This window comes from Allopontixanthobacter sediminis (genome assembly GCF_009828115.1).
GTDB classification, from domain to species: Bacteria; Pseudomonadota; Alphaproteobacteria; order Sphingomonadales; family Sphingomonadaceae; genus Allopontixanthobacter; species Allopontixanthobacter sediminis.
On the sequence record NZ_WTYL01000001.1, the window covers coordinates 174,882 to 199,602 of the forward strand.

General features: G+C 59.8%; 28 protein-coding genes and 1 tRNA gene. 20 read left to right on the plus strand and 9 right to left on the minus strand.

The window, feature by feature from the left end; genetic code table 11:
• Window positions 1–23 precede the first annotated feature (23 nt).
• From infB to rbfA, 4 genes are read left to right on the plus strand one after another with little or no spacing between them, the layout of a single operon-like run.
• Window positions 24–2,570: a translation initiation factor IF-2 gene (gene infB, locus GRI65_RS01035; protein WP_160754686.1), complete on the plus strand. Its 2,547-nt coding sequence runs from the start codon at window positions 24–26 to the stop codon at window positions 2,568–2,570.
• Window positions 2,567–2,740, plus strand: coding sequence for a hypothetical protein (locus GRI65_RS01040; RefSeq protein WP_160754687.1), 174 nt, complete (start codon window positions 2,567–2,569; stop codon window positions 2,738–2,740). The genes infB and GRI65_RS01040 overlap by 4 nt, the downstream gene beginning before the upstream one ends.
• Entirely contained in the window at window positions 2,737–3,300 is a 564-nt protein-coding gene (locus GRI65_RS01045) for a DUF1697 domain-containing protein (RefSeq protein WP_160754688.1), read from the plus strand. Before GRI65_RS01040 ends, GRI65_RS01045 begins: the two co-directional genes overlap by 4 nt.
• Window positions 3,293–3,694, plus strand: a complete 402-nt coding sequence (gene rbfA, locus GRI65_RS01050) for a 30S ribosome-binding factor RbfA (protein WP_160754689.1) — start codon at window positions 3,293–3,295, stop codon at window positions 3,692–3,694. The genes GRI65_RS01045 and rbfA overlap by 8 nt, the downstream gene beginning before the upstream one ends.
• Here rbfA and GRI65_RS01055 read toward each other — a convergent pair.
• Complete coding sequence (locus tag GRI65_RS01055) at window positions 3,691–5,307, minus strand: AbgT family transporter (protein ID WP_160754690.1); 1,617 nt, start codon at window positions 5,305–5,307, stop codon at window positions 3,691–3,693. The genes rbfA and GRI65_RS01055 overlap by 4 nt on opposite strands.
• 67 nt (window positions 5,308–5,374) lie before the next feature.
• Here GRI65_RS01055 and GRI65_RS01060 point away from each other — a divergent pair, with 67 nt between their 5' ends.
• The 9 genes from GRI65_RS01060 to GRI65_RS01100 all read left to right on the plus strand — a co-directional run bounded on the left by GRI65_RS01060 (window position 5,375) and on the right by GRI65_RS01100 (window position 13,454).
• Window positions 5,375–5,953, plus strand: a complete 579-nt coding sequence (locus GRI65_RS01060; RefSeq protein ID WP_160755539.1) for a thymidine kinase — start codon at window positions 5,375–5,377, stop codon at window positions 5,951–5,953.
• Complete coding sequence (locus tag GRI65_RS01065; RefSeq protein WP_332872573.1) at window positions 5,946–6,482, plus strand: GNAT family N-acetyltransferase; 537 nt, start codon at window positions 5,946–5,948, stop codon at window positions 6,480–6,482. The genes GRI65_RS01060 and GRI65_RS01065 overlap by 8 nt, the downstream gene beginning before the upstream one ends.
• A gap of 28 nt (window positions 6,483–6,510) precedes the next feature.
• On the plus strand, window positions 6,511–7,230 hold the full coding sequence (locus tag GRI65_RS01070) for a site-2 protease family protein (RefSeq protein ID WP_160754692.1): 720 nt from the start codon (window positions 6,511–6,513) through the stop codon (window positions 7,228–7,230).
• Complete coding sequence (gene truB / locus GRI65_RS01075; protein WP_160754693.1) at window positions 7,230–8,216, plus strand: tRNA pseudouridine(55) synthase TruB; 987 nt, start codon at window positions 7,230–7,232, stop codon at window positions 8,214–8,216. Before GRI65_RS01070 ends, truB begins: the two co-directional genes overlap by 1 nt.
• 5 nt (window positions 8,217–8,221) lie before the next feature.
• A complete protein-coding gene (rpsO, locus tag GRI65_RS01080; protein ID WP_160754694.1) occupies window positions 8,222–8,491 on the plus strand; it encodes a 30S ribosomal protein S15 in 270 nt (89 codons plus the stop codon).
• Between the two features lie 235 nt (window positions 8,492–8,726).
• Window positions 8,727–11,048: a polyribonucleotide nucleotidyltransferase gene (gene pnp, locus GRI65_RS01085; RefSeq protein WP_160754695.1), complete on the plus strand. Its 2,322-nt coding sequence runs from the start codon at window positions 8,727–8,729 to the stop codon at window positions 11,046–11,048.
• A 130-nt stretch (window positions 11,049–11,178) separates the two neighbouring features.
• Complete coding sequence (locus GRI65_RS01090) at window positions 11,179–12,228, plus strand: succinylglutamate desuccinylase/aspartoacylase family protein (RefSeq protein WP_160754696.1); 1,050 nt, start codon at window positions 11,179–11,181, stop codon at window positions 12,226–12,228.
• A 90-nt stretch (window positions 12,229–12,318) separates the two neighbouring features.
• Window positions 12,319–12,780, plus strand: a complete 462-nt coding sequence (locus GRI65_RS01095; RefSeq protein ID WP_160754697.1) for a GlcG/HbpS family heme-binding protein — start codon at window positions 12,319–12,321, stop codon at window positions 12,778–12,780.
• Window positions 12,777–13,454: a spermidine synthase family protein gene (locus GRI65_RS01100; RefSeq protein WP_160754698.1), complete on the plus strand. Its 678-nt coding sequence runs from the start codon at window positions 12,777–12,779 to the stop codon at window positions 13,452–13,454. The genes GRI65_RS01095 and GRI65_RS01100 overlap by 4 nt, the downstream gene beginning before the upstream one ends.
• Window positions 13,455–13,460: 6 nt before the next feature.
• Here GRI65_RS01100 and GRI65_RS01105 read toward each other — a convergent pair whose 3' ends face one another.
• The 6 genes from GRI65_RS01105 to GRI65_RS01130 form a co-directional block, all read right to left on the minus strand.
• The gene (locus GRI65_RS01105; RefSeq protein ID WP_160754699.1) at window positions 13,461–14,384 is read right to left on the minus strand and encodes a DUF481 domain-containing protein; all 924 of its coding nucleotides are present in this window, start codon (window positions 14,382–14,384) and stop codon (window positions 13,461–13,463) included.
• A 4-nt stretch (window positions 14,385–14,388) separates the two neighbouring features.
• Window positions 14,389–14,913, minus strand: a complete 525-nt coding sequence (locus GRI65_RS01110; RefSeq protein WP_160754700.1) for a DUF1993 domain-containing protein — start codon at window positions 14,911–14,913, stop codon at window positions 14,389–14,391.
• 70 nt (window positions 14,914–14,983) lie between these two features.
• Complete coding sequence (locus GRI65_RS01115; RefSeq protein WP_160754701.1) at window positions 14,984–15,613, minus strand: ATP-binding cassette domain-containing protein; 630 nt, start codon at window positions 15,611–15,613, stop codon at window positions 14,984–14,986.
• Window positions 15,603–16,295 (minus strand): molybdate ABC transporter permease subunit, encoded by a 693-nt coding sequence (gene modB, locus GRI65_RS01120; protein WP_160754702.1) that lies wholly within the window; start codon window positions 16,293–16,295, stop codon window positions 15,603–15,605. Before modB ends, GRI65_RS01115 begins: the two co-directional genes overlap by 11 nt.
• Complete coding sequence (gene modA / locus GRI65_RS01125) at window positions 16,292–17,065, minus strand: molybdate ABC transporter substrate-binding protein (protein ID WP_160754703.1); 774 nt, start codon at window positions 17,063–17,065, stop codon at window positions 16,292–16,294. The genes modB and modA overlap by 4 nt, the downstream gene beginning before the upstream one ends.
• Before the next feature lie 127 nt (window positions 17,066–17,192).
• On the minus strand, window positions 17,193–17,894 hold the full coding sequence (locus GRI65_RS01130) for a GcrA family cell cycle regulator (RefSeq protein WP_160754704.1): 702 nt from the start codon (window positions 17,892–17,894) through the stop codon (window positions 17,193–17,195).
• A 73-nt stretch (window positions 17,895–17,967) separates the two neighbouring features.
• Between GRI65_RS01130 and GRI65_RS01135 the strand changes: the two genes are divergently transcribed.
• Window positions 17,968–18,885 carry an ABC transporter permease gene (locus tag GRI65_RS01135; protein WP_160754705.1) on the plus strand — a complete coding sequence of 306 codons (918 nt, stop codon included), beginning with the start codon at window positions 17,968–17,970 and terminating at the stop codon, window positions 18,883–18,885.
• A 4-nt stretch (window positions 18,886–18,889) separates the two neighbouring features.
• On the opposite strand, the gene GRI65_RS01140 is transcribed toward GRI65_RS01135, so the two are convergent.
• Together GRI65_RS01140 and hspQ are read right to left on the minus strand one after the other, a co-directional pair.
• Window positions 18,890–19,315, minus strand: a complete 426-nt coding sequence (locus GRI65_RS01140) for a hypothetical protein (protein WP_160754706.1) — start codon at window positions 19,313–19,315, stop codon at window positions 18,890–18,892.
• Window positions 19,316–19,549: 234 nt separating this feature from the next.
• Window positions 19,550–19,930, minus strand: coding sequence for a heat shock protein HspQ (gene hspQ / locus GRI65_RS01145; RefSeq protein ID WP_160754707.1), 381 nt, complete (start codon window positions 19,928–19,930; stop codon window positions 19,550–19,552).
• Between the two features lie 187 nt (window positions 19,931–20,117).
• Here hspQ and GRI65_RS01150 point away from each other — a divergent pair.
• The 6 genes from GRI65_RS01150 to GRI65_RS01175 all read left to right on the plus strand — a co-directional run bounded on the left by GRI65_RS01150 (window position 20,118) and on the right by GRI65_RS01175 (window position 24,678).
• Window positions 20,118–20,207: transfer RNA gene (locus GRI65_RS01150), tRNA-Ser, on the plus strand.
• A 158-nt stretch (window positions 20,208–20,365) separates the two neighbouring features.
• Window positions 20,366–21,661, plus strand: coding sequence for a tyrosine-type recombinase/integrase (locus GRI65_RS01155; protein ID WP_160754708.1), 1,296 nt, complete (start codon window positions 20,366–20,368; stop codon window positions 21,659–21,661).
• A 140-nt stretch (window positions 21,662–21,801) separates the two neighbouring features.
• A complete protein-coding gene (locus tag GRI65_RS01160) occupies window positions 21,802–22,023 on the plus strand; it encodes a helix-turn-helix transcriptional regulator (RefSeq protein ID WP_202391071.1) in 222 nt (73 codons plus the stop codon).
• 71 nt (window positions 22,024–22,094) lie between these two features.
• On the plus strand, window positions 22,095–23,573 hold the full coding sequence (locus tag GRI65_RS01165) for a hypothetical protein (protein WP_160754709.1): 1,479 nt from the start codon (window positions 22,095–22,097) through the stop codon (window positions 23,571–23,573).
• A 200-nt stretch (window positions 23,574–23,773) separates the two neighbouring features.
• Window positions 23,774–23,914, plus strand: coding sequence for a hypothetical protein (locus GRI65_RS01170; protein WP_160754710.1), 141 nt, complete (start codon window positions 23,774–23,776; stop codon window positions 23,912–23,914).
• Between the two features lie 68 nt (window positions 23,915–23,982).
• Window positions 23,983–24,678, plus strand: a complete 696-nt coding sequence (locus tag GRI65_RS01175; protein WP_160754711.1) for a hypothetical protein — start codon at window positions 23,983–23,985, stop codon at window positions 24,676–24,678.
• The last annotated feature ends 43 nt before the right edge of the window (window positions 24,679–24,721 follow it).

Consider the following 24,721-nt stretch of genomic DNA (forward strand, 5'->3'; position numbering starts at 1 on the left):
ATTTTGAAGGATAGACTGGTTTTATGAGCGATACTGAAGACAAACCGACACGCACCCGCAAGCCTCTGGGCCTTTCGCGGGCGGTCGATGCCGGTGAGGTCAAACAGACCTTCAGCCACGGCCGGACCAACAAGGTCACGGTCGAGGTGAAGCGTCGCCGCAAACTGGTGAAGCCGGGCGAGGCTCCTCCGGTCGAGGAAGTCGTGGCCCCAACGCCGGCCCCCACGCCGCCGCCTGCGCCTGCGCCCGCGCCCAAACCAGTCGCGAAAAAAGCGCCGGTCTCTGACGAAACTGCGCAGGAACGGGTCGCCCGGATGCAGCGCGAGGCCGAGGAAGATCGCCTGCGCTCAGCCGAGGAAGCGCGCCGCCGCGAAGAAGAAGAAAAAGCCAAGGCGCTCGCCGAGGAAAAGCAACGCGCTGAAGCCAACCGCGAGGGCGGTGACGCCGCGCCCGCAGAAGAAGAAGCCAAGCTCGCTCCGGAAGCCAAGGCGCCTGCTGCCGAACCAGCCAAGGAACTTGATCCGGAAGCCGAGGCCGTAGTCGAAGCGATCATGGACGCCGAAGCGACTCCGGCACCTGCCGCGCGCCGCTTCACGCCGGTTGCCCGCCCGGAAACCAAACGGCCGGAAAAGAAGAAGAAAGAAGAGAAGCGCACCAGCAAGGCCGAGGAAGATCGCCGGCGCAGCGGCAAGCTGACCGTCAATCGCGCACTCAACGACGACGAGGGCGCGCGCGCCCGGTCGCTCGCCGCGCTCAAGCGTGCGCGGGAGAAGGAACGTCGCACCCAGGGCGGCGGAGCCCGCAAGCAGCGTGAAAAGCAATACCGCGACGTCGTTGTGCCGGAAGCTATCACGGTGCAGGAACTGGCCAAGCGGATGGGCGAAAAGGGTGCCGACCTGGTGAAGGCGCTGTTCAACATGGACATGATGGTCACCGTCAACCAGACGATCGACCAGGATACCGCAGAACTGCTGGTCGAGGAATTCGGCCACACCATCCAGCGCGTGTCGGACAGCGACGTGGACATCCAGAAGGAAGTCGATTCCGATCCGGTCGAAACCATGCGTCCGCGGCCCCCCGTGGTCACGATCATGGGACACGTCGATCACGGCAAGACCAGCCTGCTCGATGCCCTGCGCGGCACCGATGTCGTGCGCGGCGAAGCCGGCGGCATCACGCAGCATATCGGATCGTATCAGGTCACCACCAAGGGCGGGGACAAGATCACCTTCCTCGATACGCCGGGCCATGCTGCCTTCACCGAAATGCGCCAGCGCGGTGCCAACGTCACGGATATCGTGGTGCTGGTGGTCGCTGCCGATGACGGGATCATGCCGCAGACGATCGAAGCCATCAAACATACGCAGGCGGCCGGTGTCCCGATGATTGTCGCGATCAACAAGATCGACAAGCCGGAAGCCAACGCGCAGAAAATCCGCGAACGTCTGCTCGAACACGACGTTATGGTCGAAGCGATGTCAGGCGATGTGCAGGACGTCGAAATTTCGGCGAAGAACAAGACCAACCTGGACGGCTTGCTCGACAAGATTGCGCTTCAGGCGGAACTGCTCGAGTTGCAGGCCCGTCCGGATCGTCCGGCAGAAGCCATCGTGATCGAAGCCCAGCTCGACAAGGGCCGCGGCCCGGTTGCGACTGTGCTGATTACTCGCGGTACCCTCAAGAAGGGCGACAATTTCGTGGTCGGCACCGAGAGCGGCAAGGTCCGTGCGATCGTCGACGATCAAGGCAAGCAGATCAAGGAAGCCGGCCCGTCCATGCCGGTCGAAGTTCTCGGGCTCGGCGGTGTGCCGGATGCCGGTGAGCAGCTGACGGTCGTGGAAAACGAACAGCGTGCCCGCGAAGTGGCGCAGTATCGCCGCGAGAAGGCGACCGAAACCCGTACCGCACTCGCACCGACCAATTTCGACGCGATGTTCTCCTCCATGAAGAACGACGTGGTCGAATTCCCGGTTGTGGTGAAGGCTGATGTTCAGGGGTCCGTGCAGGCGATCAACACCGCGCTGCATGCCCTGTCGAACGATCTGATCAAGGTGCGCGTCCTGCATGCCGGCGTCGGGGCCATTACCGAAAGCGACGTGACGCTGGCGGCGGCGTCCAACGCGCCGATCATCGGTTTCGGTGTTCGTCCCAACCCCAAGGCCCGCGCGCTGGTTGCACGGGACCGGGTCGAGATGAAATATTTCGACGTGATCTATCACCTGACCGAGGAAATCGCGAAAGAAATGGCCGGTGAACTCGGCCCCGAGAAGATCGAGCACGTCGTCGGCCGCGCCGAGGTCAAGGAAGTCTTCAAGTCCGGCAAGAAGGACAAGGCGGCCGGTCTGCTGGTCACCGAAGGCGTCATTCGCAAGGGGCTGCACGCACGCCTCACGCGCGACGATGTCATCGTGTCCGCCACGACCATTGCCAGCCTGCGGCGCTTCAAGGATGATGTGGATGAAGTCCGCACCGGTCTCGAATGCGGCGTGGTTCTCGAAGACACCAACGACATCAAGCCGGGCGATATGCTCGAAGTGTTTGAGGTCGAGGAGCGCGAACGGGTTCTGTGAACAAAGAAGGTGGCCCTTCTGGAATGACCGTCGACGAGTGGTTGTTCAGGCAAGGGCTGTTAAAGCAGTTTGAAACGGTGAGAGCGGCCCGGGATATCGGGTCGCTCCGCCGGGTTTTCAGGCTGATCGGTTTACCGGAATTGAAAATCGAGCAACTGCGCAACTCATGACCCAATACGTCGCCTTTCTCGGATCGATCAATGTCGGCGGCAACCGGCTGATGATGGAAGATCTTCGGAATGCTCTGAAATACGAGGATTTCGAGGATGTCGAAACCGTCATCGCCAGCGGGAACGTGCTGTTCCGACATGAGGAACGCCCGACACCGGGTCTGTCACAGAAGATCGCCTTCATCCTGAAGGAAGAATTCGACATCAATTCCGTAGTGGTTGTGCGCAGCCGGGACGAGGTGCTCGCGGCAATTGCGGAAAATCCGTTTCGCGGCGAGAATGACGACAAATTCGTCCATGTGCAGTGGCTCGAACACCAGCCGACTGCCGAGCAGTTTGACGATTTGATCACCAGTTTCATCGGGCAAAGCGGTACGGGGCGGGGCGGCGAGCGCCTCGCGGCCGGAACCGGCGCCCTGCATATCGATTACGGTGTGGGCGTTGCCGACAGCAAATTGACCGCACCTTTTATCGAACGCAAATTGGGCACTCGCGGCACGGCGCGTAATTTGCGGTCGCTCCAGCGGATCGCGGACAAGATGGACGCAAGTGATGGTTAGACAGCAATTCACCCCTGAACAGCAATCGGTTCGTGTGCTCAAAGTGGGCGAGCGGGTCCGGCATATCCTGTCCGAATTGCTCAGCCGCCAGGAAGTTCATGACGACACGCTGACCGCGCATTCCGTCTCGGTCACCGAAGTCCGTATGAGCCCGGACCTGCGCAACGCGGCGGTCTATGTGAAGCCCCTGCTGGGGGAGGACGAGGCGGTTGTCATCAAGGCGCTGCGCGTGAACACCGCCTATTTCCAGCGTGAAGTGGCCAAGCGTCTCGGCCTGAAATTCGCCCCGAAGCTGAACTTCCGCGGCGACGAAAGTTTCGACGAGGCCGAACGCATCGAACGGCTGCTGAACGACCCGAAAGTCGTCCGCGATCTGAACGCCGACGACGCCTAGCTGGCTGGCGGCGTTGCTACCGGAGCGGAGACCTGCCCCGGGACCTCGATGAAGACCGATGCGCCGGGCCCGAGCGGGACATCGAGCACCACCCAGCCGATCGCCAGTGCAATCCCCACGACCATCAGCCCGATCGAGTAGGGCAGCATCGTCGCGGCCAGGCTGCCGATCCCGAAGTCCTTCTGCCAACGCTGGCAGAAAATCAGGATCAGCGGGAAATAGACCATCAGCGGCGTGATGATATTGGTTGCGCTGTCGCCAACGCGGTAGGCAGCAGTACTCATTTCCGGGCTGATCCCGAGCAGCATCAGCATCGGCACCATGACCGGGGCAAGCAGCGCCCATTTAGCGCTGGCAGAACCGATGAACAAATTCAGGACGCCGGACAGCAGGATGATCGCCGCCAGCAACGCCCACGCGGGCAGGCCCGATGCGCTCAAAGCGTCGGCACCGTGGACCGCCAGGATCAGGCCAAGGTTTGACCACGCGAACATCGCCACGAAGTGCGCCGCCGCAAACGCCAGCACGAGATAGTAGGCGAGGTCGGCCATGCTCTCGCTCATCATTTTGACGAGGCTTCGGTGATCGGTGATCGTGCCCGCCGCCTTGCCGTAGGCCCAGCCGGTGAGCAGGAACAGCAGGAAGAAACCTGCGACCAGTGACTGGTAGAACGGGGTGAGCCGCGCTTCGGGCGTCGCGTCCTCGTTGATCAGCGGCGTGCCCGGGCCCAGCGTGAATGCGAGCCACAGGCCGATCACGAACAGGGCGGCGAGGCCGGCCAGCTTGAGGCCTTTACTTTCTTCCGCAGTGAGATCGCGGTCACTGGCTTCCTCGGGCGCGGCGGAACCGGCCATCGCGGGATTCCATTTGCCTAGCCGCGGCTCGATCATCCGGTCGGTGACGTACCAGATCACCGGTATGAACACGACGACCATGGCGGCAATGAAGTACCAGTTGCCGGCAATATTCGCAGTGAAATCGCCAAACACAGTCTCGACCGCAGCCTCGGTAATGCCGAACAGCAACGCATCGAGCTGGCCCGGTAGAAGATTGGCCGAGAAGCCGCCGGAAACGCCCGCAAAGCTGGCGGCAATCCCGGCGATCGGGTGCCGTCCGGCGGCGTGGAAGATTATTCCGGCAAGCGGGATCAGCACCACATATGCAGCGTCTGCGGCAAGGTTGCCCATCATCCCGACCAGCACCACGATCGGCGTCAGCAGGCTGACCGGTGCGCCGCGTACCCCGGCGCGCATGGCGGTGCCGAACAGGCCTGCGCGCTCTGCCACGCCGGCACCCAGCATCACCACCAGGACATAACCGAGCGGGTGGAAGTGGGTGAAAGTCTGGGGCATCTCGACCCACAGTCGCTGGATGTTCTCCGCCGAGATCAGGCTGGCTGCGGTAATGACGGTTGCAACACCGGTCGTCTCGTCGATCTCGGTAGGATGAACGGCAGACCATCCGGCAAGGGAAGCCAGAATGGAAACGGTCATGAGCCCTGCGATCAGCCAGAAGAACAGGAAGACCGGGTCGGGCAGCTTGTTTCCGGTGCGTTCGATCCAGCCGAGAATACCCTTCTGGCTGCCGACCGTTGCCGCTGCTGCTTCGCTCATCGAAATCCCCCGCAATTTCGGCTTGCAGCTTCGCAGTCCCTCCCGGACCCGCTAAGCCTTGCCGATTATGGCCAAACTCTATTTCTACTATGCGTCGATGAACGCCGGGAAATCAACCACCCTGTTGCAGGCGGATTTCAATTACCGCGAGCGCGGAATGGCGACCATGTTGTGGACCGCGAAATTGGATGATCGCAGCGATGAACAGGCGATCGAGAGCCGGATCGGCCTTGGTGCGGATGCGCACCGGTTCACCGAGGATACCAATCTGTTCGAACGGGTAAGCGCGGCCCACGCAGTGGAACCGCTCGCCTGCGTGATGGTGGACGAGGCCCAGTTCCTGACCAAGGAACAGGTGTGGCAATTGGCACGGCTTGCGGACGAAGCTGGAGTCCCGGTCATCTGCTACGGTCTGCGGACCGATTTCCAGGGCGAATTGTTCCCCGGTTCCGCGGCGCTACTTGGCATTGCCGATACGCTGGTGGAACTGAAGGCGGTTTGTCACTGCGGACGCAAGGCCAGCATGAACCTGCGGGTCGACCAAGGCGGCGCAGCGGTGAGAGCGGGCGCGCAGACGGAAATCGGCGGGAACGACCGCTATGTCGCCCTGTGCCGCAAACATTTCAGTGAGGCGCTTGGTGGCTAACCTTTCGGGTGTTCTCGAAGACCATTCGGTCCGGCTCGAGCCGCTAGAGGCGCATCATCTCGAGCCGCTGCGCGCGGCCTGCGCCGAAGATTCCGAAATCTGGCAAATCTACCCGGTTAACATGCTGGCAGACGGGTTCGATCAGGCAATTGCGGACTTCCATAGCACCATCAGTTGGGTCCGCTTTGCGGTGATCGACCTTGCGCACGACCGTCTGGTGGGCATGACTAACTACATCAATCCCGATGCATCGGGCGTAGTCGAAATTGGCGGCACCTACATTTCCCCCTCGGTCCGCGGCACCGGCTTCAATCGACAAATGAAAACCCTGATGATCGAACACGCCTTTGCAAAGGGCTTCACCCGGATCGAGTTTCGGGTTGATACCCGCAACCTCCGTTCGATGGCCGCAGTTTCGAAACTCGGGGCAGTGCACGAAGGCACGCTTCGTCGGAACCGCGTCACCTGGACGGGATATGTCCGCGATACGGCGATATTCGGCCTGCTGCGCGACGATTGGGCTGGCTGACTGGCATCGCGCCCCCTATCTACCCGCCATGACAGACACCATCCTGATCGCCGCGATCCTGATCCCGGCGCTCATTATCGCAATTGTATTCCATGAAGTGGCGCATGGCTGGGCGGCGCTGGCACTGGGCGATCCGACCGCGCAGGAACGGGGTCGGCTCACGCTCAATCCGCTGCGCCATGTCGATCCGGTGGGTACCTTGCTCGTGCCGGGCTTTCTCGCGCTGGTCGGTGGCCCGATATTCGGCTGGGCGAAACCCGTACCGGTGATGCAGCGGCGGCTGTCCAACCCACGGTTCGGCATGATGGCGGTCGCGGCGGCGGGGCCGGGGACGAACTTCGTGCTGGCGGCCGTTGCGGCGGTCGCGTTCGGCCTTGCTGCTCCGCTTGGCGCCCAGATTTCCTTTGGCGAAACCGGTATGTCGACCATCGTCGGACCTGCGGGCGATGTCCTGCCGCTGGTCACCGGGCTGTTCTATTTCCTGCTGATCAACGTTTTCATCGGGATGTTCAACCTGCTGCCGATCCCGCCATTCGACGGTTCGCACATCGTCGAAGGGGCGATGCCGCGACGCTGGGTGCATCATTACGAGAAGCTGCGCCCGTTCGGGATGCTGCTGTTCTTCGGCCTCATTGCGCTGACCTGGTTCGCACCGGGGCTGGGTGTGCTCGAAAACACCATCGGGCCGCCGGTGAACTGGATGCTGGGTAAATATCTCGGCTTGGCAGACACGGTTTCGGGGGCCTGATGGTGGCGCATGGCTGGATAATCCTCGACAAGCCCCGCGGGCTTGGTTCGACACAGGCGGTCGCGGCGGTGAAGCGCAACTTGCGCAGTGGCGGCTATGGCAAGGTCAAGGTCGGCCATGGCGGCACGCTCGATCCGTTGGCCGAAGGCGTGCTGCCGATCGCCTTGGGCGAAGCGACGAAGCTGGCCGGTCGGATGCTTGACGCGAGCAAAACCTACGAATTTACGCTGCAGTTCGGCGAGGAAACCGATACTTTCGATGCCGAAGGCGCAGTGGTGAGGACCAGCGACCGCCGCCCCCCGATGGCGGCGGTGGCGGCGATCCTCGAACACTTCACCGGAGAAATCGAGCAGGTTCCGCCAGCCTATTCCGCCCTGAAGGTGGACGGGAAGCGCGCCTATGATCTTGCTCGGGCAGGGGAGGAGGTGGAACTGAAGACGCGGGCGGTGACGATCTATTCGCTCCGGCCGGTTTCGACTTATGAACCCGCTGAATTACCCGATTCCACCTTTTCGCTGACCGCTGGTCGGCCGGATCCCTACAACCCCACCAGCCCCCTCGAGATGGCCGATGCCGTGACACTGGTAGCGCATGTCAGCAAGGGTACCTATATACGGTCCCTGGCGCGCGACATTGCCCATGCGCTCGGGACCGTCGGCCATGTGACCTATTTGCGCCGCACCAAGGCCGGTCCGTTTGATGAAACGCAGGCGATTTCACTGGACAGATTGAATGAAATCGGTAAGGGCGCGCGACTTGAAGACGTAATTCTGCCGCTGGAGGCAGGGCTGGACGACATCCCGGCTCTTACCCTCGGGCCCGACACGGCAGAAGCGGTCCGCCAGGGCCGCGTCCTCACCGGGCTGCCCCAATCCGACGGGCTCTATCTTGCCAAGCACAACAATGTGCCAGTGGCGCTGATGGAGATTTCCGGCGGGACGGCGAAAGTCGTCAGGGGTTTCAACTTTCCCGATGTCGCGGAGTGAACTGAATGACTGTATCTGCAGAACGCAAACAAGAAATTATCAAGGACAACGCACAGACCACGGGCGATACCGGTTCTCCGGAAGTCCAGGTCGCGATCCTGACCGAACGCATCCGCAACCTGACCGAGCATTTCAAGGCGAACCACAAAGATAACCATTCCCGCCGTGGTTTGCTGATGATGGTCAACAAGCGTCGCAGCCTGCTGGCATATCTGAAAAAGATCAATGTTGAGCGCTACAACGCCCTGATCCAGAAACTGGGTCTACGTAAGTAAGAGTTTCAGGGGGCGGTTCCGGCAAGGAACCGCCCCTTGCATATTGGCAATATCGCACGAAAAACTGGCGGCCATTTCCGGCTTCCGCGATAGCGCTGCAAAGTAACGGGCACCCTCTGCAATTCGGCAGAAAGCCTATGGGGCGCAAACAGCCCCACACCGGTCCGGGCCGGTATCCCCGGAAACAAGAAGGCCCCGCGCGGCAATATGGCTCGCGGGTTCAGAAGGAAAATACATGTTCGACACAAAAACCGTATCGATGGAATGGGGCGGCAAAACCCTCACCCTCGAAACCGGCCGCATTGCCCGTCAAGCCGATGGCGCCGTGCTGGCAACCTATGGCGAAACCGTGGTGCTGTGCGCCGTGACCGCCGCCAAAAGTGTGAAGGAAGGCCAGGATTTTTTCCCGCTGACCGTCCACTACCAGGAAAAATTCTCCTCCGCAGGCCGCATCCCCGGTGGCTTCTTCAAGCGTGAGCGCGGCGCGACCGAAAAGGAAACGCTGACCAGCCGCCTGATCGACCGTCCGGTTCGCCCGCTGTTTCCCGAAGGTTTCTATAACGAAATCAACGTGATCGCCCAGGTCCTGTCGTATGACGGCGAGACCGAGCCGGATATCGTCGCGATGATCGCAGCGTCTGCTGCACTGACCATTTCCGGCGTCCCGTTCATGGGCCCGATCGGTGCGGCACGCATCGGTTATGTTGATGGCGAATACACGCTCAATCCCGCGCAGAGCGAAGCGGCTGCCGGCGCGCTCGACCTGATCGTGGCTGCCACCGGCAACGCCGTGATGATGGTCGAATCCGAAGCGAAGGAACTGTCCGAAGAAATCATGCTCGGCGGCGTCATGTTCGCGCATGACGAGATCAAGAAGGTCGTGAACCTGATCATCGACTTGGCCGAACAGGCTGCCAAGGAACCTTGGGAAGTTGCTGTTTCGGACAATTCGGCGATCAAGGACAAGCTGGCCGGTGTGGTCGGCGGCGATATTGCCGCAGCTTACAAGCTGACCGACAAGTCGCAGCGTTCGGATGCCCTGAATGCAGTCCGCGCCAAGGCCAAGGAAGCCTTCGCCGATGCAGACGGTCAGACCCAGATGGCAGCCGGCAAGGCTGTCAAGAAGCTGGAAGCCGAAATCGTTCGCGGCGCAATCCTCAAGGACGGCACGCGCATCGATGGCCGCAAGACCGACGAAGTCCGCCAGATCGAAGCGATCGTCGGCTTCCTGCCCCGCGCACATGGTTCTTCGCTGTTCACCCGCGGTGAAACGCAGGCAATCTGCACTACCACGCTGGGCACCAAGGACAGCGAGCAGATGATCGACGGTCTGGAAGGCCTGACCTATTCGAACTTCATGCTGCACTACAACTTCCCGCCGTATTCGGTTGGCGAAGTGGGCCGTTTCGGCGCACCGAGCCGCCGCGATATCGGCCACGGCAAGCTGGCATGGCGCGCCTTGCGTGCGGTGCTGCCGTCCAAGGAAGATTTCCCGTACACCATCCGCGTCCTGTCAGACATTACGGAAAGCAACGGCTCGTCGTCGATGGCGACGATTTGCGGCGGCTGTCTGTCGATGATGGATGCCGGTGTTCCCGTCACGCGCCCGGTTTCGGGTATCGCGATGGGCCTGATCCTCGAAGGTGACGACTTCACCGTGCTGTCCGACATCCTGGGTGACGAAGATCACCTCGGCGACATGGACTTCAAGGTGGCCGGTACCGAAGAAGGTATCACCACCATGCAGATGGACATCAAGGTTGCCGGGATTACCCAGGAAATCATGACCCAGGCACTGGCGCAGGCCAAGGCTGGCCGCGCGCATATCCTGGGCGAGATGGCGAAGGCACTGACCGGCGCACGGACCGAACTTTCGGCCCACGCTCCGCGTATCGAAACGATGCAGATCGACAAGTCGAAGATCCGCGACATCATCGGTACCGGCGGCAAGGTTATCCGCGAAATCGTTGCGGAAACCGGCGCCAAGGTCGACATCGACGATGAAGGCCTGATCAAGATTTCCTCGTCCGATCTCAGCCAGATCGAAGCGGCGCGGAAATGGATTTCCGGCATCGTGGAAGAAGCGGAAGTCGGCAAGGTCTATGACGGCAAGGTCGTCAACATTGTCGATTTCGGCGCTTTCGTGAACTTCATGGGCGGCAAGGACGGTCTCGTCCACGTGTCCGAAATGAGGAACGAGCGGGTCGAAAAGCCGACCGACGTCGTGTCCGAAGGACAGGAAGTAAAGGTCAAGGTCCTCGAGATCGACCAGCGCGGCAAGGTTCGCCTGTCGATGCGGGTCGTTGACCAGGAAACCGGCGAAGAACTGGAAGACACCCGTCCTCCGCGCGAAAAGCGTGAAGGTGGCGGCGGTGACCGCGGACCCCGCGGCGATCGCGGCCCACGTCGTGGTGGCGGCGGCGGTCGTGACAGCGGCCGCGATGGTGGCCGGGATCGCGGCCCACGTGGCGGCGGAAACCGTTCGGACGGCGACCGCGCTCCATCGAGCGAAGGTAGCAGCCCGGATCACATGCCGGACTTCCTCAAGGACGATTGATCGTCCTCGATAATGCATTTGGAAAGGGCCGCGGGAAATCGCGGCCCTTTTCTTTTGCGTTGCTGCCGTGCAGACAATCGACCTCAGCAAATCGACTGGGGTGCCAACGCGTAATCTAAAGGGGGCAGAAGTGGCCAGAGGCGTCGCCGTTGCGCATTTCGAACTTGCCGGTAACCGCATCGCGCCGGGAACGAGCGAGACAATCGATATTCCCGTCAGCCGGTTATCGACGGATACGGATGTCGGGCTGCGTGTGCGCGTCCTGCATGGCCGCCGGCCCGGGCCGGTCCTGTTTGTCAGCGGCAGTGTCCACGGCGACGAGATCATGGGTGTCGAGATCATCCGGCGGTTGCTCAAAGCGGTCAATCCGAAGCGGTTGGCGGGCACTTTGTTGTGCATCCCGATCGTGAATGCCTACGGATTTGTCGCTCACCAGCGCTACTTGCCCGACCGACGGGACCTCAACCGGTGCTTTCCTGGCTCCACTTCTGGTTCACTGGCGGCGCAGTTGGCGGACCGCTTCACCCGGGAAATCATCGCCCGCAGTGATTTCGGTATCGACGTTCACTCCGCCGGGATGCACCGGGTCAACTTACCGCAGATACGCATCAGCGAAGGCCGTCCCGAGGCCGAAAGAATGGCGCAGATTTTCGGAGCCCCGGCCGTGATCGTGTCGCGATTACGCGAGGGGTCGCTGCGGGAAACCGCCGCCAACCTCGGGTGCGATGTTTTGCTGCTCGAAGCGGGGGAGGCGCTGCGCTTCGATGAGTTCGGCATCCGCGTCGGGGTTAGCGGAATCCTGCGCGTGATGTCGCAAATGGGGATGGGCATGCCGGAACCGCGCCAAGCGGCCGCCCGGTCGATCCAGAGCAAGCGAACCATGTGGCTGCGCGCGCCGGAAGGCGGAATTTTCCGGGCGGTGAAGCAAGTTGGGTCGTTCGCGGTGGACGAGGAAATCCTCGGCTATCTGTCCGATCCGTTTGGCGACCGTGACATTGAGGTTCGCACGCCGATTGGCGGGCTCATCATCGGGCGTAGCAATTTGCCGGTGGTCAACCAGGGCGACGCCCTGATCCATGTGGCGGAAGTGGAAGTTCCCGGCACGGCTCACCGGCGCCTGAACGCGATCGAAGAGGCGGCGCTGTCCGACCCGCTGTTCGATGAAGACGAGATTGTTTGACCCGCCGCGCGTTGAAAGGCCTCGCTTCTCTCTTCCCATTTCTGGCGGGACGTGGGACTGGGCGAAATTGAAATTCAGGGGAGAGCGCCGATGAGAATTGTTACCGCAGTTGGAGCGACAGCGTTGCTTGCGCTGTACCCAGCGCAGGCGCAAACGCTCAAACCCGCGCTCGATTACGTAACCGCAGCAAAAATCCGCGATGGCTGCATCGCATGGGCTGCCGAACGGAACCTTCACGTGGCAACCGCGATCTTCAATTCCGACGGGACGCTGATAACCTTTGCGAAGATGGACGGCGTGCCGGCGGCGATTGTCGAGATTGCGCAGTGGAAGGGGAAATCGGCGGCCACTTTTCAAGAAGCCTCTGCGAACACCGCAAACTGGGGCGGCCCCGCGCCTGGCATGTCGACCTGGGGCGGCGGAGTTCCATTCTTTGCCGAAGACGGCTCGCCCCTTGGCGGCGTCGGGACCTCCGGAGCGGAAACCGGCGATGACATCGCGTGCGGCGAAGCCGGTATTGCGGCGGCCGGCATGAGGGCGAAAGCCAAATGATCCCCCGCGAATTAATCGGCACGGCGCAGGTTCCCGGCGGCGAGGAGCTCAGTCTTTACAGCCATGGGCGCGATTTCATCATCGGGCTTGGCCGTAACGAACTGATGAGCACCCGGATGCAGTTTTCGGAGGAACAGCTGGCCGACCTTACCATCGACCGGCTGACCAATTCTGCGCCGCACATCCTGATCGGCGGTTACGGGATGGGTTTCACGTTGCGCGCCGCGCTGCAGCGGATCGGGGTGAAGGGCCACGCGACCGTGGTCGAACTGGTACCGCAGATCATCGAATGGGCGCATGGTCCGATGGCGGAAATGACCGGCGATTGCCTGTCCGATCCCCGTGTGACCTTGCGCATGGGCGATGTCGGGGATGCGATCGAACAGATTGCCGAAGGCGGCGAGCCGGTCGACGCGATCCTGCTGGATGTCGACAACGGGCCGGACGGGCTTGTTAGGGAAGCGAACAACCGCCTCTATTCACGCGAAGGATTGCGTTATGCGCGCCATGCCCTGACCAAAGGCGGGGTCCTGGCGATCTGGTCCGCCGCGCCGGATCACAAGTTTACCAGAAAGATCGAATCGTGCGGGTTCAACGTCGAAGTGCGCGAAGTCCGTGCCCGGCCGAACAACAAGGGTCCGCGCCACACGATCTGGTTCGCGGTTCCGCGTTAGCTTCGCTCAGAATCCGTAGATCAGGGTAAACCGGCTGTGGGTGTCCGTCTTGACGGCGTTTAGTGGCGGGTGGCTATCATGTTCCACTTTGTAGGATAACCGCGCGGCCAGTCCGCTGCCCAGGCCTGCCTCCAGCCCGGTCGCGGCGATATATGTGCTGTTCCCCGCCTGGTAATAGACGCTGGCGTCTTCGGTTATCTTGATCCGGTCGGTCAGGCTGAAATCGAGGTCTACTGCGGCCAAGGCAGCCAGTTCGCTCTCGATTTCTCCGGTCAGGAGCTGCGTATTGCGATAGGCCGGTCCGGCGTTCACCGTGAGATAGGCGCCCTCCCGGTCGAGCACCCGGTATCCGGCGCCACCGGAGAAGGAATAGCGTGAGGAGTACCCCTGGAACCGGTCACTCTCATACTGGGTCAGTCCATACAGATAAATCTGATCCGAAAGAGAGTAGTTCGGCTCGTAAGCGGCAAGGTACTGTTCCCGGCTGGTGACGCCGTTGGTGCGCTGGTAATTGAGCTGCGCACGGAATTTGTGCCGCCAGTCGATTCCGGTCCTTTGCAGGTCCAGCCCAGCGGTCGCCCCGGTATAGCTGCTGTTGCCCGTCGCGCGAAACGCGCCGATCTCGCCCTTGCCGCTCCAGTATTCGAACACACCGGCCGACCGGATCGCGTCTTCTTTCGCGCGCTGTTCGGCAGCCACGATTTCGGCCCTCAGCGAAGCAAACTCGCTGTCGATCTGGTCGATTTCGTCGACGGCATCGGGATTGGTCAACTTGGCCAATTCGATCACCGTGGCCACCTTTTTCGGATCACCCGTAGCGATGGCAGCGTCGATCATCGCCCGCACGGATGGCGGCAACTGTGCCAAGGCCGCCTGATGCATGCACAGGAGCGCGGACGCGGCGGCGAGTGAGGAAGTCCGGTATTTCATTACCCTAGCCCTTCAGGCGCAATCTGCCGAGGTAGTCGGTCTTGCCAAGCGGCAGGCCCTTCATACGCAGGATGTCGTAGGCCGTGCTGGAGTGAAAGTAGAAATTCGGTTGAGCAAAGCTGAGCAGAAAATCCTGCCCGGAGAAATCGATCCGATACTTGCCGGGAATCTCAAACCTCATGTCCTTGTCGGCGAGTTGTTCGAGTTCCGCTTCCGAAACCGCTTCCAGTTCGCCTGAAGCTTTTCTCAGCGTATCCCGCAAGCCGTCGAAACTGTCGGGGAAGGGGCTCATGTCCGGCATGAACACGCCTTCGCGAACACCGGCGATGGCCTGTGACGAATGGGACCAGCAGCTTTTCACCTGATAAGCGAAAGGCAGCATGTTATCCACCAGCCGTGAACCGATGATTTCGCCATGCGGAATGGAGTTTTCGTCACAATGCGCCTCTGCCTTGTCGACCAGTTTGTGCACCGATCCGATGATCTGCAGCATGCTGGGGATGAGGGCAGAATGGAGTGAAAGCGCCATGGAGTGTCCTTGCTGGGTTTCTTGCCCCATCTCCTAGCGGCGGGGCATGTGCCGGGGCAAGCGCGCTTTTCTAACGAGGGGCGAGTTGCAGGATGGTATCGGTAAGCCGCGCCGTTTCTTCCGGCTGGTGGCTGACATAGATCATGGGAATGCCGATCGCGGTGCCGAGATGTTCGATCATGGTCAGGATTTCCGCCGCGCGTTCCTGATCGAGCGACGAGAGCGGCTCGTCCAGTAGCAGGAAACGCGGATGGGCAAACACCGCGCGGGCAATTGCTACCCGGCGGATTTCGCCGCCCGACAGGCTGGCGGGCCAACGGTCCAGCAGGCTGCCGATGCCGAGAGTCTCGATGATCCGCTCGCGGTCGACGCCCGAGTGACCGGCCTGGCGCAGTCGTTCGCCATAGGCCAAATTGGCCGCCACCCGAAGATGATTGAACAGCCGCGCATCCTGGAACACGTATCCCGCGCCCCGCTGTTCGACCCGGATGGAGATGCGCTCTGTGCTGTCGAACAGCACACGGCCGCCGATCACGATCTTGCCGGTTTCCGGCGTGATCAGGCCGGCAATACAATTGAGCAATGTCGTCTTGCCCACTCCGGAAGGGCCGGTGACCGCGATGCGAGGGACCTGACTGGCAAAATCCACCGACAGGCGGCAATCGCCGACCGTGTGGTTCAGTACAATCTCAAACGACATGGCTACGCCCATTGGTGCTGCGCCTGATAAGCCATTCGCTGACCAGCAGCGCGGCCAGCGACAACAGGATGGAGATGATTGCCAACCGGGTGACGGCTCCTTCGCCGCCCGGCACTTGCAGTCCGGTATAGATTGCCAGCGGCAGGGTGCGCGTTTCGCCGGGTATATTCGCGGCAAAGGTTATCGTAGCGCCGAATTCGCCCAATGATCGGGTGAAGCCAAGGACGGCGCCAGCCATTATCCCGGGCAGCGTCAGGGGCAGGGTGATGGTCCGGAAGGCGTACCACCGGCTGGCACCAAGCGTTCGCGCCGCTGCGACCAGCCGCCGGTCGACCGCGTCGATCGACAGGCGCATGGCACGAACCATTAGCGGTAACGCCATGACCGCTGCAGCCACTGCCGCACCGGTCCACTGGAATACCAGGGTGACGCCCAGATATTCTTCGAGCATGGCACCGATCGGTCCCCTGCGCCCTAGCAGGATAAGGAGCAGCCAGCCGGTGACCACTGGCGGAACGACCAGCGGCAGGTGCACCAGCGCGTCCAGCAGGCTGCGGCCGGGAAATTGCCGGCGGGCGAGCAGCCATGCCAAGGCATAGGCAACCGGCAGGGTGCCGAGAACCGCGACGAGGCTGACCTTGAGCGAAAGCTGGATTATCGCCCACTCGGCGGCCGTGATCATCGCTCCGCCAGCCTCGTGAAACCGTAGCGGGCAAAGATGACTTCCGCTTCCGCTGACGCGATGAACGCCAGGAAACCAGACGCGTCGGGGTGGGACGAACTGGCGAGCATGGCCACGGGATAGCGGATCGGCGGCTGGCTTCCCTCGGGGATTGCGGCCGCCATCCGGACCTTGTCCGACGCTGCCAGATCGGTCGAATAGACCACACCAAACGGGGCCTCCCCGGCTTCCACCAGCGCGAGTGCGGCGCGGACATTCTCCGCTGGGGCGACTTTCCGGGCCAATTTGTCCCACAGCCCCATCGATTCCAGCGCCATACGGCCATACCGGCCGGCTGGAACCGTATCCGGGTCTGCCATAGCGAGCCGGTCGTTGCCCAACAGGGCGGGCAGGTTCGCGAGATCGTCCGCTACCCCGGTGTTTGATCCCGCGGGAGCGACCAACACCAGCGTATTGCCCAGCAGCGCGCGCCGGGTGCCGGCAGCAAGCAGGTTTTCGATTTCCAACCGGTCCATCCATAGCTCGTCCGCGAGCAGTATCACATCCGCCGGAGCACCAGCCGAGACCTGCCGTGCGGTCGCGGGGGACCCAGCGAACGACAGCTGCGGGCGGCTGTGCCCCTTCGCTGCCCAGCCATCCGCGACCTCCCCCAGCGCTTCCTGCAAGCTGGACGGCCCGAGGATCACCGGACCGGTCGGCGCAGCTTGGTTGTCGCTGCATGCCGCGAGTAAAAGCGCCAGAATCGCGAGGAGCCGTGCGGGCAGGGTCATCCCGTGTCGATGCGGCAGACTTGCATTGCAAGCAAGGGCAAGACGGACGCGAAAACGCCAAACCGCGCGGCCAAACGAAAACGGCCCGCCAATTGGCGGGCCGCTAAACGTATTTCATGAACCCGGATTAGCGGACCCGCGGGCCGCCAAACGGCAAGGGTGGGGGCGGGCGCCGTGAACCGCGGGGCAGCTGTGCCTGGAACGCCCGTCCGCAATGCTCGACGCAATAAGGGAAACCGGGGTTCACGTCCTGTCCGCAGAAGTGAAAATCGGGCTCTCCGGGATGACCCATCGGCCACCGGCAGACCTTGTCGTTCAGGTCGAGCAACGTGGTCTTGCCGGCGATTGAGGGGCTTGGCTTGGCCGGAACGAGCCGGCGCGGCGGAGCGGGGGGAATTGGTGGCTGCTGGTCACCCGGACCCTGCCGCAGGAAGCCGCCGGGGCCGACCGAAACTATTTTCGGCAGGTTGTTCGACGGGTTCGGCATCGGCTGCGACGGGATGTCCTTGCCTTCCGGCGTGGCATGCGAAGCTACCGGCGGGACCGGACGCGGCGGATGCTTGGCGGCCTGCGGACGTACCGGTGCGGGCCGGGCGGCCGGTTTCGGGGCCGCCTTCTTCGCAGCGGGCTTGGGGGCAGGGGTCTTCGGATCGGCCTTCTTGTCATTGGCCTTGACCGGGGACGGACGCGACTTCAGGCCAAGGCGATGCGCCTTGCCAATCACGGCGTTCCGGCTCACGCCGCCCAGTTCCTCGGCGATCTGGCTGGCGGTCGATCCGCCTTCCCACATCTTCTTCAGGGTACCAATCCGCTCGTCAGTCCAGCTCATTCAAAACGTTCCAATAATAAAACAGCGTTCGCCGGACTTGCCAGCACAACCTGTTCGCACTAGGCGCGCCGTCATGGCCGATCAAGCCCGCACCCAACAAAACACTGAAAAGACCGGAAGCGACGCACGCGGTTCCGGAAGCTTCACTGACGGTAGTAACCGGTTCAGCCCGCGCGGCGTGCCGATCATTCACGGCATCAATCGCATCGGGTTGTGGAGTCTCTATATTAAGGAGGTTCGGCGATTTCTCAAGGTGCAGACGCAGACGATTTGGGCTCCGGCCGTTACAACCTTGCTGTTTCTGGTGATATTCACCGTTGCACTGGGCGGCGCGGGGGGCAGACCGGGACGTGAAGTGCTCGGCGTTCCCTTCGCCACCTTCGTTGCGCCGGGCCTGATCGTGATGGGCATGATGCAGAACGCCTTCGCCAATTCCAGCTTCTCGCTGCTCGCGGGCAAGATCCAGGGCACGATCATCGACATCCTGATGCCGCCGCTGTCGGAAGGCGAACTCATGGCCGGTATCGTCATGGCCGCAGTCACCCGGGCTATTTTGGTAGGTTTGGCTGTCGGTCTGGCGATGTCGCTGTGGCCGGGCGTGTCGCTGGCGATGGCGCACCCGTGGGCGGTCGCGTGGTTCGGCTTGATGGGCGCGGCGATGCTTGCGTTGATGGGCCTGCTCGCGTCTATCTGGGCGGAGAAATTCGACCACAACGCGGCGGTCACCAATTTCGTCATCGCGCCGCTGTCGCTGCTTTCAGGCACGTTTTACGTGATCGACAATCTTTCCCCGCTGTTCCAGACTATCAGCCGCTTCAACCCGTTCTTCTACGTAATCTCCGGTTTCCGCTTCGGATTTCTCGGCCAGAGCGATATCGGCGACACCAACACCGCGGTACTGGGTGCGGCTATCGGCCTGGGTGTGCTGAACGTTGTGCTGGCGATTGTGTGCTACAAAGTCCTTCGCTCCGGTTGGAAACTGAAGGACTGAGACTTCAGCCGGCTGCCGGTCGGGATGCGCGTTCGATCATTTTTCGCACGGCCTGTTCCGCTTCCATCACATTGCTGACTTCGCCGATGCTGAAGGTTTCGATCTTGGGGTCGCCGTCGCTGTCGCGGCCTACGCCGGTGGCGATCTTGAGGGTTCCGCTGCCATCGCTCTTTTCGACGCGATTGATCGTGCCAACGCGTTCGGCGGCCACCGTCTCGGAATTCAATGTCCGGCCCAGTCGCAGGCGGATCATGCGGCTGTCGGTAACGGCGAAGATCGTACGCCGCGCCGCGTAAAGCGGCCACAGCGGGATAGCCATAAGCCCAAGGCCGACCAGTACGAAGGGCACTCCGAAAAGAGGAAATACCCAGCTGACAACGGCAAACTCGCCTTCTTGGGATGCCTGCGCTCCTGCCGTTGCGAAGGTCATCCATGCTGCAGCGAAGGCGGTCCATGGTACCGCAAAAAACCAGATGCCAAAATGACCTAATTGCACGCGCCGAAGCGGCCTGCCTTGCCACAGGATACGCTCCGCACGGTGCAATTCCCTCGCCAGCGCGAGATCGAGTGCATCGGTGGCGGGAACGTGCTCCATACACGCAATTTAGCGCGCAATTCTTGCAATTGGATTGACGTCAAACCGGGCAGCCAAGGCAGGCCGCAATTAATGGGTCAGCGAACGCCGCATCCGGTAACGACCGTTTTCGAAATCACTGAACAATTCCGCGACGCTGGGATGATCCACCGGCCCTCCTTCCGCATCGGCCAGCAAGTTCTGCTGACTGACATAAGCGACGTAAGACGATTCCTCGTTTTCGGCCAGGAGGTGGTAGTATGGCTGTTCCCGCTTCGGGCGGATGTGCTTGGGAATGGATTCGTACCATTCCTCGCTGTTTGCGAACACCGGGTCGATATCGAAGATGACACCCCGGAAATCGAACATCCGGTGGCGTACAACATCGCCGATGCCAAAACGGGCAACTGCGCGCTGGGGGACATCGATAGTGCGGCCAGCGGCGGCGGAAAAGAACTGCGTACGTGCCATTGGTTACGAATATAGGCTTTCGCACATGCGAAACAAGCCACTTGCGATGGGGCGCTACCGGCTGGCGACGCGATTGATAGTTGCCCGCGCGACTAAGGGCTTGGCAAGCTGCCGACCTTCCGCTAACCGGCGCGCTCCCGAATAGACTTGGGGGCAGGCCCGACCGGCCAGTTCCCGAATGCGCCGCGGAGAGATGCCGGAGTGGTCGAACGGGGTAGTCTCGAAAACTACTGTGCGGGCAACCGTACCCAGGGTTCGAATCCCTGTCTCTCCGCCAGCGCGTCCCCTGAAAACCGCCAAATTCCGCCTAAACTGGCGTATTTCCTTGACTTTTTGCCTTACCGAGATTCCAGTGCGTTCCACGGTTTTGCCCCCTTTTCTACCCCCAAGGGTAAGGGTGAGGGTTGAACGTAAACTGGCGGAAAAGGCGGCTTTATGGCGGGTCAAAACCTACTAACTGACACTGGAATTAAAACCCTTACCCTAAAGGGCGATGGCTTTCATTCTGACGGCGGCAATCTTTATCTGCGGCTTCGCGGTTCGGGGCGCTCTTGGGTGTTCCGGTTTAAGATACCAAAGTCAGCTAAATGGGCAGACCCCGACAAACGCGGCAAGCCGATTGAAATTGGCCTTGGCTCTTATCCGGCTTTGGGCATTGCAGCGGCTCGCAAAAAGGTTGCGCCCTATCGTGAAGCTCTGGCGATGGGAGACGACCCGCGCGAACTCCACCGTCTGACTGACGAAAACCTAAAGACCTTCAAGCACTATGCGAGCGAGTATATTGCCAAAGCTAAAGGCGGCTGGAAAAACAAAAAGCATATCCAGCAATGGGGCAACACGTTGCGGGATTATGTTTATCCCACATTAGGCGAAAAGCTGGCTGCGAACATAACGCGTGACGACATTGACAGCGCAATTCGTCCATTGTGGGAAGCTGGCAAATTTGAAACCTTCAGCCGGGTCCGTATGCGGATAGAGACTATCCTGAATTATGCCTATCACGACCTAGATATTGACCGGCGCAACCCGGCTCGCTGGCAAGGCAATCTCAAAATTAGCTTTGGCGACATATCGCCCAATAAAAAGGCAAAGCTGGCGGGCAAGCTTAAGTCCCATGCCGCGCCCGATTGGCGCGAAGTCCCGGCTATCATGACCAACCTGCGCGCAAAGCCGGAAGTGACTTCAGCCTTGGCTTTGCGGTTCTCAATACTGACGGCGGCGCGCTCAACGGAAGTGCGGGCGATGGTGTGGGCAGAAATCGACACTGAAGCAGCAGTTTGGCGGCTCCCAAGCGACCGGGCCAAGAATGAGGAACCGCATAACGTCCCGCTCCATGAGGAAGCTCTAGAAGTGCTGAAGCTGGCCAAGGCGAAGGCTGGCGATGGTGAGAGAGTTTTCCCCGGCCCTAATGGCGGCTTGCTGTCTGACGTTGCCGTAACGAAGCAACTTGATGCAGCGATTGGCTATAAGCATGAACCGGGCGGCGACCGTCCCGCTACTGCCCACGGTATTAGCCGTAGCTCTTTCCGCGATTGGGTTGCTGATGCCACAGCCTTTCCTGACAAATGGGCTGAAGCTGCACTCAATCATAAGAACCCAAATCAAACTGAAGCGGCTTACCTTAGAACTAAATACTTTGATAAACGAATTGGATTAATGAAAGCTTGGGGTGACTTTCTGGCGGGTAAAGATAACGTTGTTGAACTAAAGCCAACTAATAAACTGGCTTAAAAAAGTAGATTTAGAGGGGCAGGTTTGCATCTGCCCCTTTTTTCTTGTTCTTTGTGCATTTTTACTCTTGCCAGACCTTTTGTGATATGTATAGGGCCGCGCCGCAACCGGGCGCACCTATATTACAAAAGGAAGCGCCCATGAATATTGACGACAACGTGCCCATGCCCCGTCTGTTAGACGTGCCTACGGTATGCCAGATCACCAGCCTTAGCGTCTCGCGTATCTATTGCCTGATAGCTGAAGGCGAGCTTCGCCGGGTCAAGATCGGGCGCAAGGCCCTGTTTGTTGAAGCCGAAATTCGCGCATGGCTTGAAGCCAAGATTGACGCGTCGCCGGTTCGCCAGAGCGCGACCGCTTAACCCATTACTCAAATGTAAAACCCCCGCCGCGAAGGATTATCCGGGCACGCGGCGGGGGCAGGATGATCGCGATGAACTCAACGACCGACAGCCCGTATAGCGCCCCTGACAGTATAGCGCAAGACGAAAACGCATGGCCGGAAGGACTACTAGGCGAGATTGCCGCCTACTTCTTCAATCAAGCGCCATACCCAAATAAAACCATCGCGCTTGCTGGTGCTATTGGCTTTTTTTCCGGCATAGTTGGCCAGAAATACAACACGCCAACTGGTAACGGCCTTAATACATACAACCTTGTGCTTGCCCACACTGGTAGGGGTAAGGAAGCGATTGCTGACGGCGCTGGCCAGCTTCTTAAAGCAATTGTAGGCGCTGTTCACGCTGGTAAGCCCGGCGCGCCTTGTGCCGTTGATTATCAACTCCCCGGCCACTTCGCATCGCCTGAAGGTCTGATGAAATGGCTAGCGAACAAATCATCGCGCGGCTTTAGCATCCAAGGCGAGTTTGCCGCGAAGGTTAAAGCGATGCACTCGCTAAAGGCACAAGCCAGCCAAGTCGCTTTGCTGGCGCTCTATCTCGACCTGTTTAACAAGTCTGGCGATGGCAAGTTTCTCAACGGGATGGCTTACAGCGATGAAGCTAAGAACACCGCACCCGTTCTAAGCCCTGCCCTGACAATCATTGGCGAAAGCACCTTTGACCTATTTGATGGGATTGACCTACGGGCAGTCTCAAACGGTTTCTTGCCCCGTTTCAACGTCTTTTCCACTGAAGAACCCCGGCCCTATCTAAACCCTAATGTCGGCGCGCCCGCGCCCTACCCGCTCGTGGAGCGCCTTAGGGGTATCGCGGCTACTTGCGCCAGCTATTCAGAGGCTTCGCCCGCAATCCGCGTAAAGATGAACGATGAAGCGAAAGCGCGGCTAATCGAATGCGAGCGCCAAGCAACTGACTTAGTTAATTTGGGCAACGGCAATGTTCACGCGGAGCTTTGGAACCGCGCCTACCTGAAGGCCGTGAAGCTCGCCAGCTTGGTTGCTGTTGGCGTGAATGAAAACGAACCTGTCATTGACCTTAAAGCGGCAAACTACGGTATTGAACTAGTTGCTCAACAAACGCGTTGGACCATTAAGAAGTTTGAAAGCGGTGACGTTGGCGAAGTGGCTGGCAACGAAAGCAAACAACGTGCCCACATTCTGAAGGCTGTTGCTAACTACTTCGCCTTTGAAATGGATTGGGGAAATCCAGACCGCATCCTGCGCGTCAATGGCGTTATTCGCCAAAGTTATATCCAATCCAAGCTGGCAACTCTCCCGGCGTTTAAAGATGACCGCAGAGGCGCGACTAAAGCCCTTAAAGATATGCTTATGTCGATGAATGAAAACGGCGAATTGAAAGCGGCTGACGTTGGCGAAATGTCCAACTTTCTACAAAAGAAATGCACGGCTCGCGCTTACTACATTGTCGAGCCGAATATATTAGAGCCTTATTGGCCAGAAAGCTCAACATTTAGACGCCTTTGGGACTTTTTTCAGACGGTATCCCACTGACTAAAAACGATTTTTGCATTTTTTGACGTTTAGATTGAAATGGACAAAAAGGAGATAGCTCTAGGGAGAAAAATGGAACTTACCCTATATATCTAAATATCTATAAATATAAAAATAGTATTAGTAAGTCGCAGAAATCAGCCGTTTGTGACGTTTAGACTAGGTTTAAATGTGAACAAAAATCAACAAGGACCATAGCGATGAACATTAGTAGCTCAATAGCTGAAGTATTCACTGAATTACTTAAAACAACTGTCAATGTGGGCAATCAATCAGGAAAGGGGAAAAGCAAAGGTAAGGTTAAAGGTTTCGCTGGCAAATCTGCTGGCTTTAAAAGGTAACAAGCTCAACGGCTTGTATGAAAAACTTGGCGGATGATATGTCCGCCTTTCTCAAAAAGGTAAATGCCATGAATAAGCTGACAAACATTAGTGACGTTAATCCGGTTTTCCCAATCGCTCGCAACGATAAAGGCCAAGTGGTTCACCAAACCCCTGAACAGCTAAGCCCGTATCAGATTGCTGGCGAAAGTGACGCGGCTAAATACACTCGCCAAGTCTTCGCTGCTACGTCTGACCATCTGGCGCGCTACAATGCCATGTATATGCGGCGCGACCCCAAGCTGAAGGAAACGCTAGGCCAGCATAGCTATGCTGAATTTGACAACGCCAGAACCGACACGAAGGCTGAAATCAAACGGCATGAAGAAAAGCTAAAGCTGGCAAGCAACTTCAAGCCTGACACGGCCATGACTTCGCTTGTTGTGGGCACCTTCCAAAGCATGAAGCCTGAAGAACGCGGCGTTGCTGTTGCCAAGCTTATTGCTGAAGGTGACGGCCCAACTCTAGCAATTCTGGCGAGCGTTAGCAGCGTTTACACTGGCCTCGGCGATGAAGTAAAAAGCACCATCGCAGACCGGCTCTATTCCAAGGCTGACCCGCAAACGTATGCGACTTGGAACACGGCTAAATCCAACCTTGGCAAAATTGAAGCGGCTAGCTTCGCGATGCTCCCGGCAATGTCTAAATTCGCCAATGGGCCTGACGTTGCTGCCGCTTCGCCAGACGAAGTCCGTAGCATCGCAACTGGCTTTGCTGGCCAGTAAATTGACAACCTAACAAGCCGGGTAGCGGGCGATACCCGGCTTT

Coding starts and splice junctions, on each gene's coding strand:
- GRI65_RS01155 (WP_160754708.1), top strand. CDS start 20,366: ATGGCGGGTCAAAACCTACTAACTGACACTGGAATTAAAACCCTTACC.
- GRI65_RS01135 (WP_160754705.1), top strand. CDS start 17,968: ATGGCCGATCAAGCCCGCACCCAACAAAACACTGAAAAGACCGGAAGC.
- modB (WP_160754702.1), bottom strand. CDS start 16,295: ATGATCACGGCCGCCGAGTGGGCGATAATCCAGCTTTCGCTCAAGGTC.
- GRI65_RS01115 (WP_160754701.1), bottom strand. CDS start 15,613: ATGTCGTTTGAGATTGTACTGAACCACACGGTCGGCGATTGCCGCCTG.
- truB (WP_160754693.1), top strand. CDS start 7,230: ATGGTGGCGCATGGCTGGATAATCCTCGACAAGCCCCGCGGGCTTGGT.
- GRI65_RS01175 (WP_160754711.1), top strand. CDS start 23,983: ATGAATAAGCTGACAAACATTAGTGACGTTAATCCGGTTTTCCCAATC.
- modA (WP_160754703.1), bottom strand. CDS start 17,065: ATGACCCTGCCCGCACGGCTCCTCGCGATTCTGGCGCTTTTACTCGCG.
- GRI65_RS01170 (WP_160754710.1), top strand. CDS start 23,774: ATGAACATTAGTAGCTCAATAGCTGAAGTATTCACTGAATTACTTAAA.
- GRI65_RS01110 (WP_160754700.1), bottom strand. CDS start 14,913: ATGGCGCTTTCACTCCATTCTGCCCTCATCCCCAGCATGCTGCAGATC.
- GRI65_RS01165 (WP_160754709.1), top strand. CDS start 22,095: ATGAACTCAACGACCGACAGCCCGTATAGCGCCCCTGACAGTATAGCG.
- GRI65_RS01060 (WP_160755539.1), top strand. CDS start 5,375: ATGGCCAAACTCTATTTCTACTATGCGTCGATGAACGCCGGGAAATCA.
- rbfA (WP_160754689.1), top strand. CDS start 3,293: ATGGTTAGACAGCAATTCACCCCTGAACAGCAATCGGTTCGTGTGCTC.
- GRI65_RS01055 (WP_160754690.1), bottom strand. CDS start 5,307: ATGAGCGAAGCAGCAGCGGCAACGGTCGGCAGCCAGAAGGGTATTCTC.
- infB (WP_160754686.1), top strand. CDS start 24: ATGAGCGATACTGAAGACAAACCGACACGCACCCGCAAGCCTCTGGGC.
- GRI65_RS01140 (WP_160754706.1), bottom strand. CDS start 19,315: ATGACCTTCGCAACGGCAGGAGCGCAGGCATCCCAAGAAGGCGAGTTT.
- pnp (WP_160754695.1), top strand. CDS start 8,727: ATGTTCGACACAAAAACCGTATCGATGGAATGGGGCGGCAAAACCCTC.
- GRI65_RS01160 (WP_202391071.1), top strand. CDS start 21,802: ATGAATATTGACGACAACGTGCCCATGCCCCGTCTGTTAGACGTGCCT.
- GRI65_RS01095 (WP_160754697.1), top strand. CDS start 12,319: ATGAGAATTGTTACCGCAGTTGGAGCGACAGCGTTGCTTGCGCTGTAC.
- GRI65_RS01045 (WP_160754688.1), top strand. CDS start 2,737: ATGACCCAATACGTCGCCTTTCTCGGATCGATCAATGTCGGCGGCAAC.
- GRI65_RS01105 (WP_160754699.1), bottom strand. CDS start 14,384: ATGAAATACCGGACTTCCTCACTCGCCGCCGCGTCCGCGCTCCTGTGC.
- rpsO (WP_160754694.1), top strand. CDS start 8,222: ATGACTGTATCTGCAGAACGCAAACAAGAAATTATCAAGGACAACGCA.
- GRI65_RS01130 (WP_160754704.1), bottom strand. CDS start 17,894: ATGAGCTGGACTGACGAGCGGATTGGTACCCTGAAGAAGATGTGGGAA.
- GRI65_RS01100 (WP_160754698.1), top strand. CDS start 12,777: ATGATCCCCCGCGAATTAATCGGCACGGCGCAGGTTCCCGGCGGCGAG.
- GRI65_RS01070 (WP_160754692.1), top strand. CDS start 6,511: ATGACAGACACCATCCTGATCGCCGCGATCCTGATCCCGGCGCTCATT.
- hspQ (WP_160754707.1), bottom strand. CDS start 19,930: ATGGCACGTACGCAGTTCTTTTCCGCCGCCGCTGGCCGCACTATCGAT.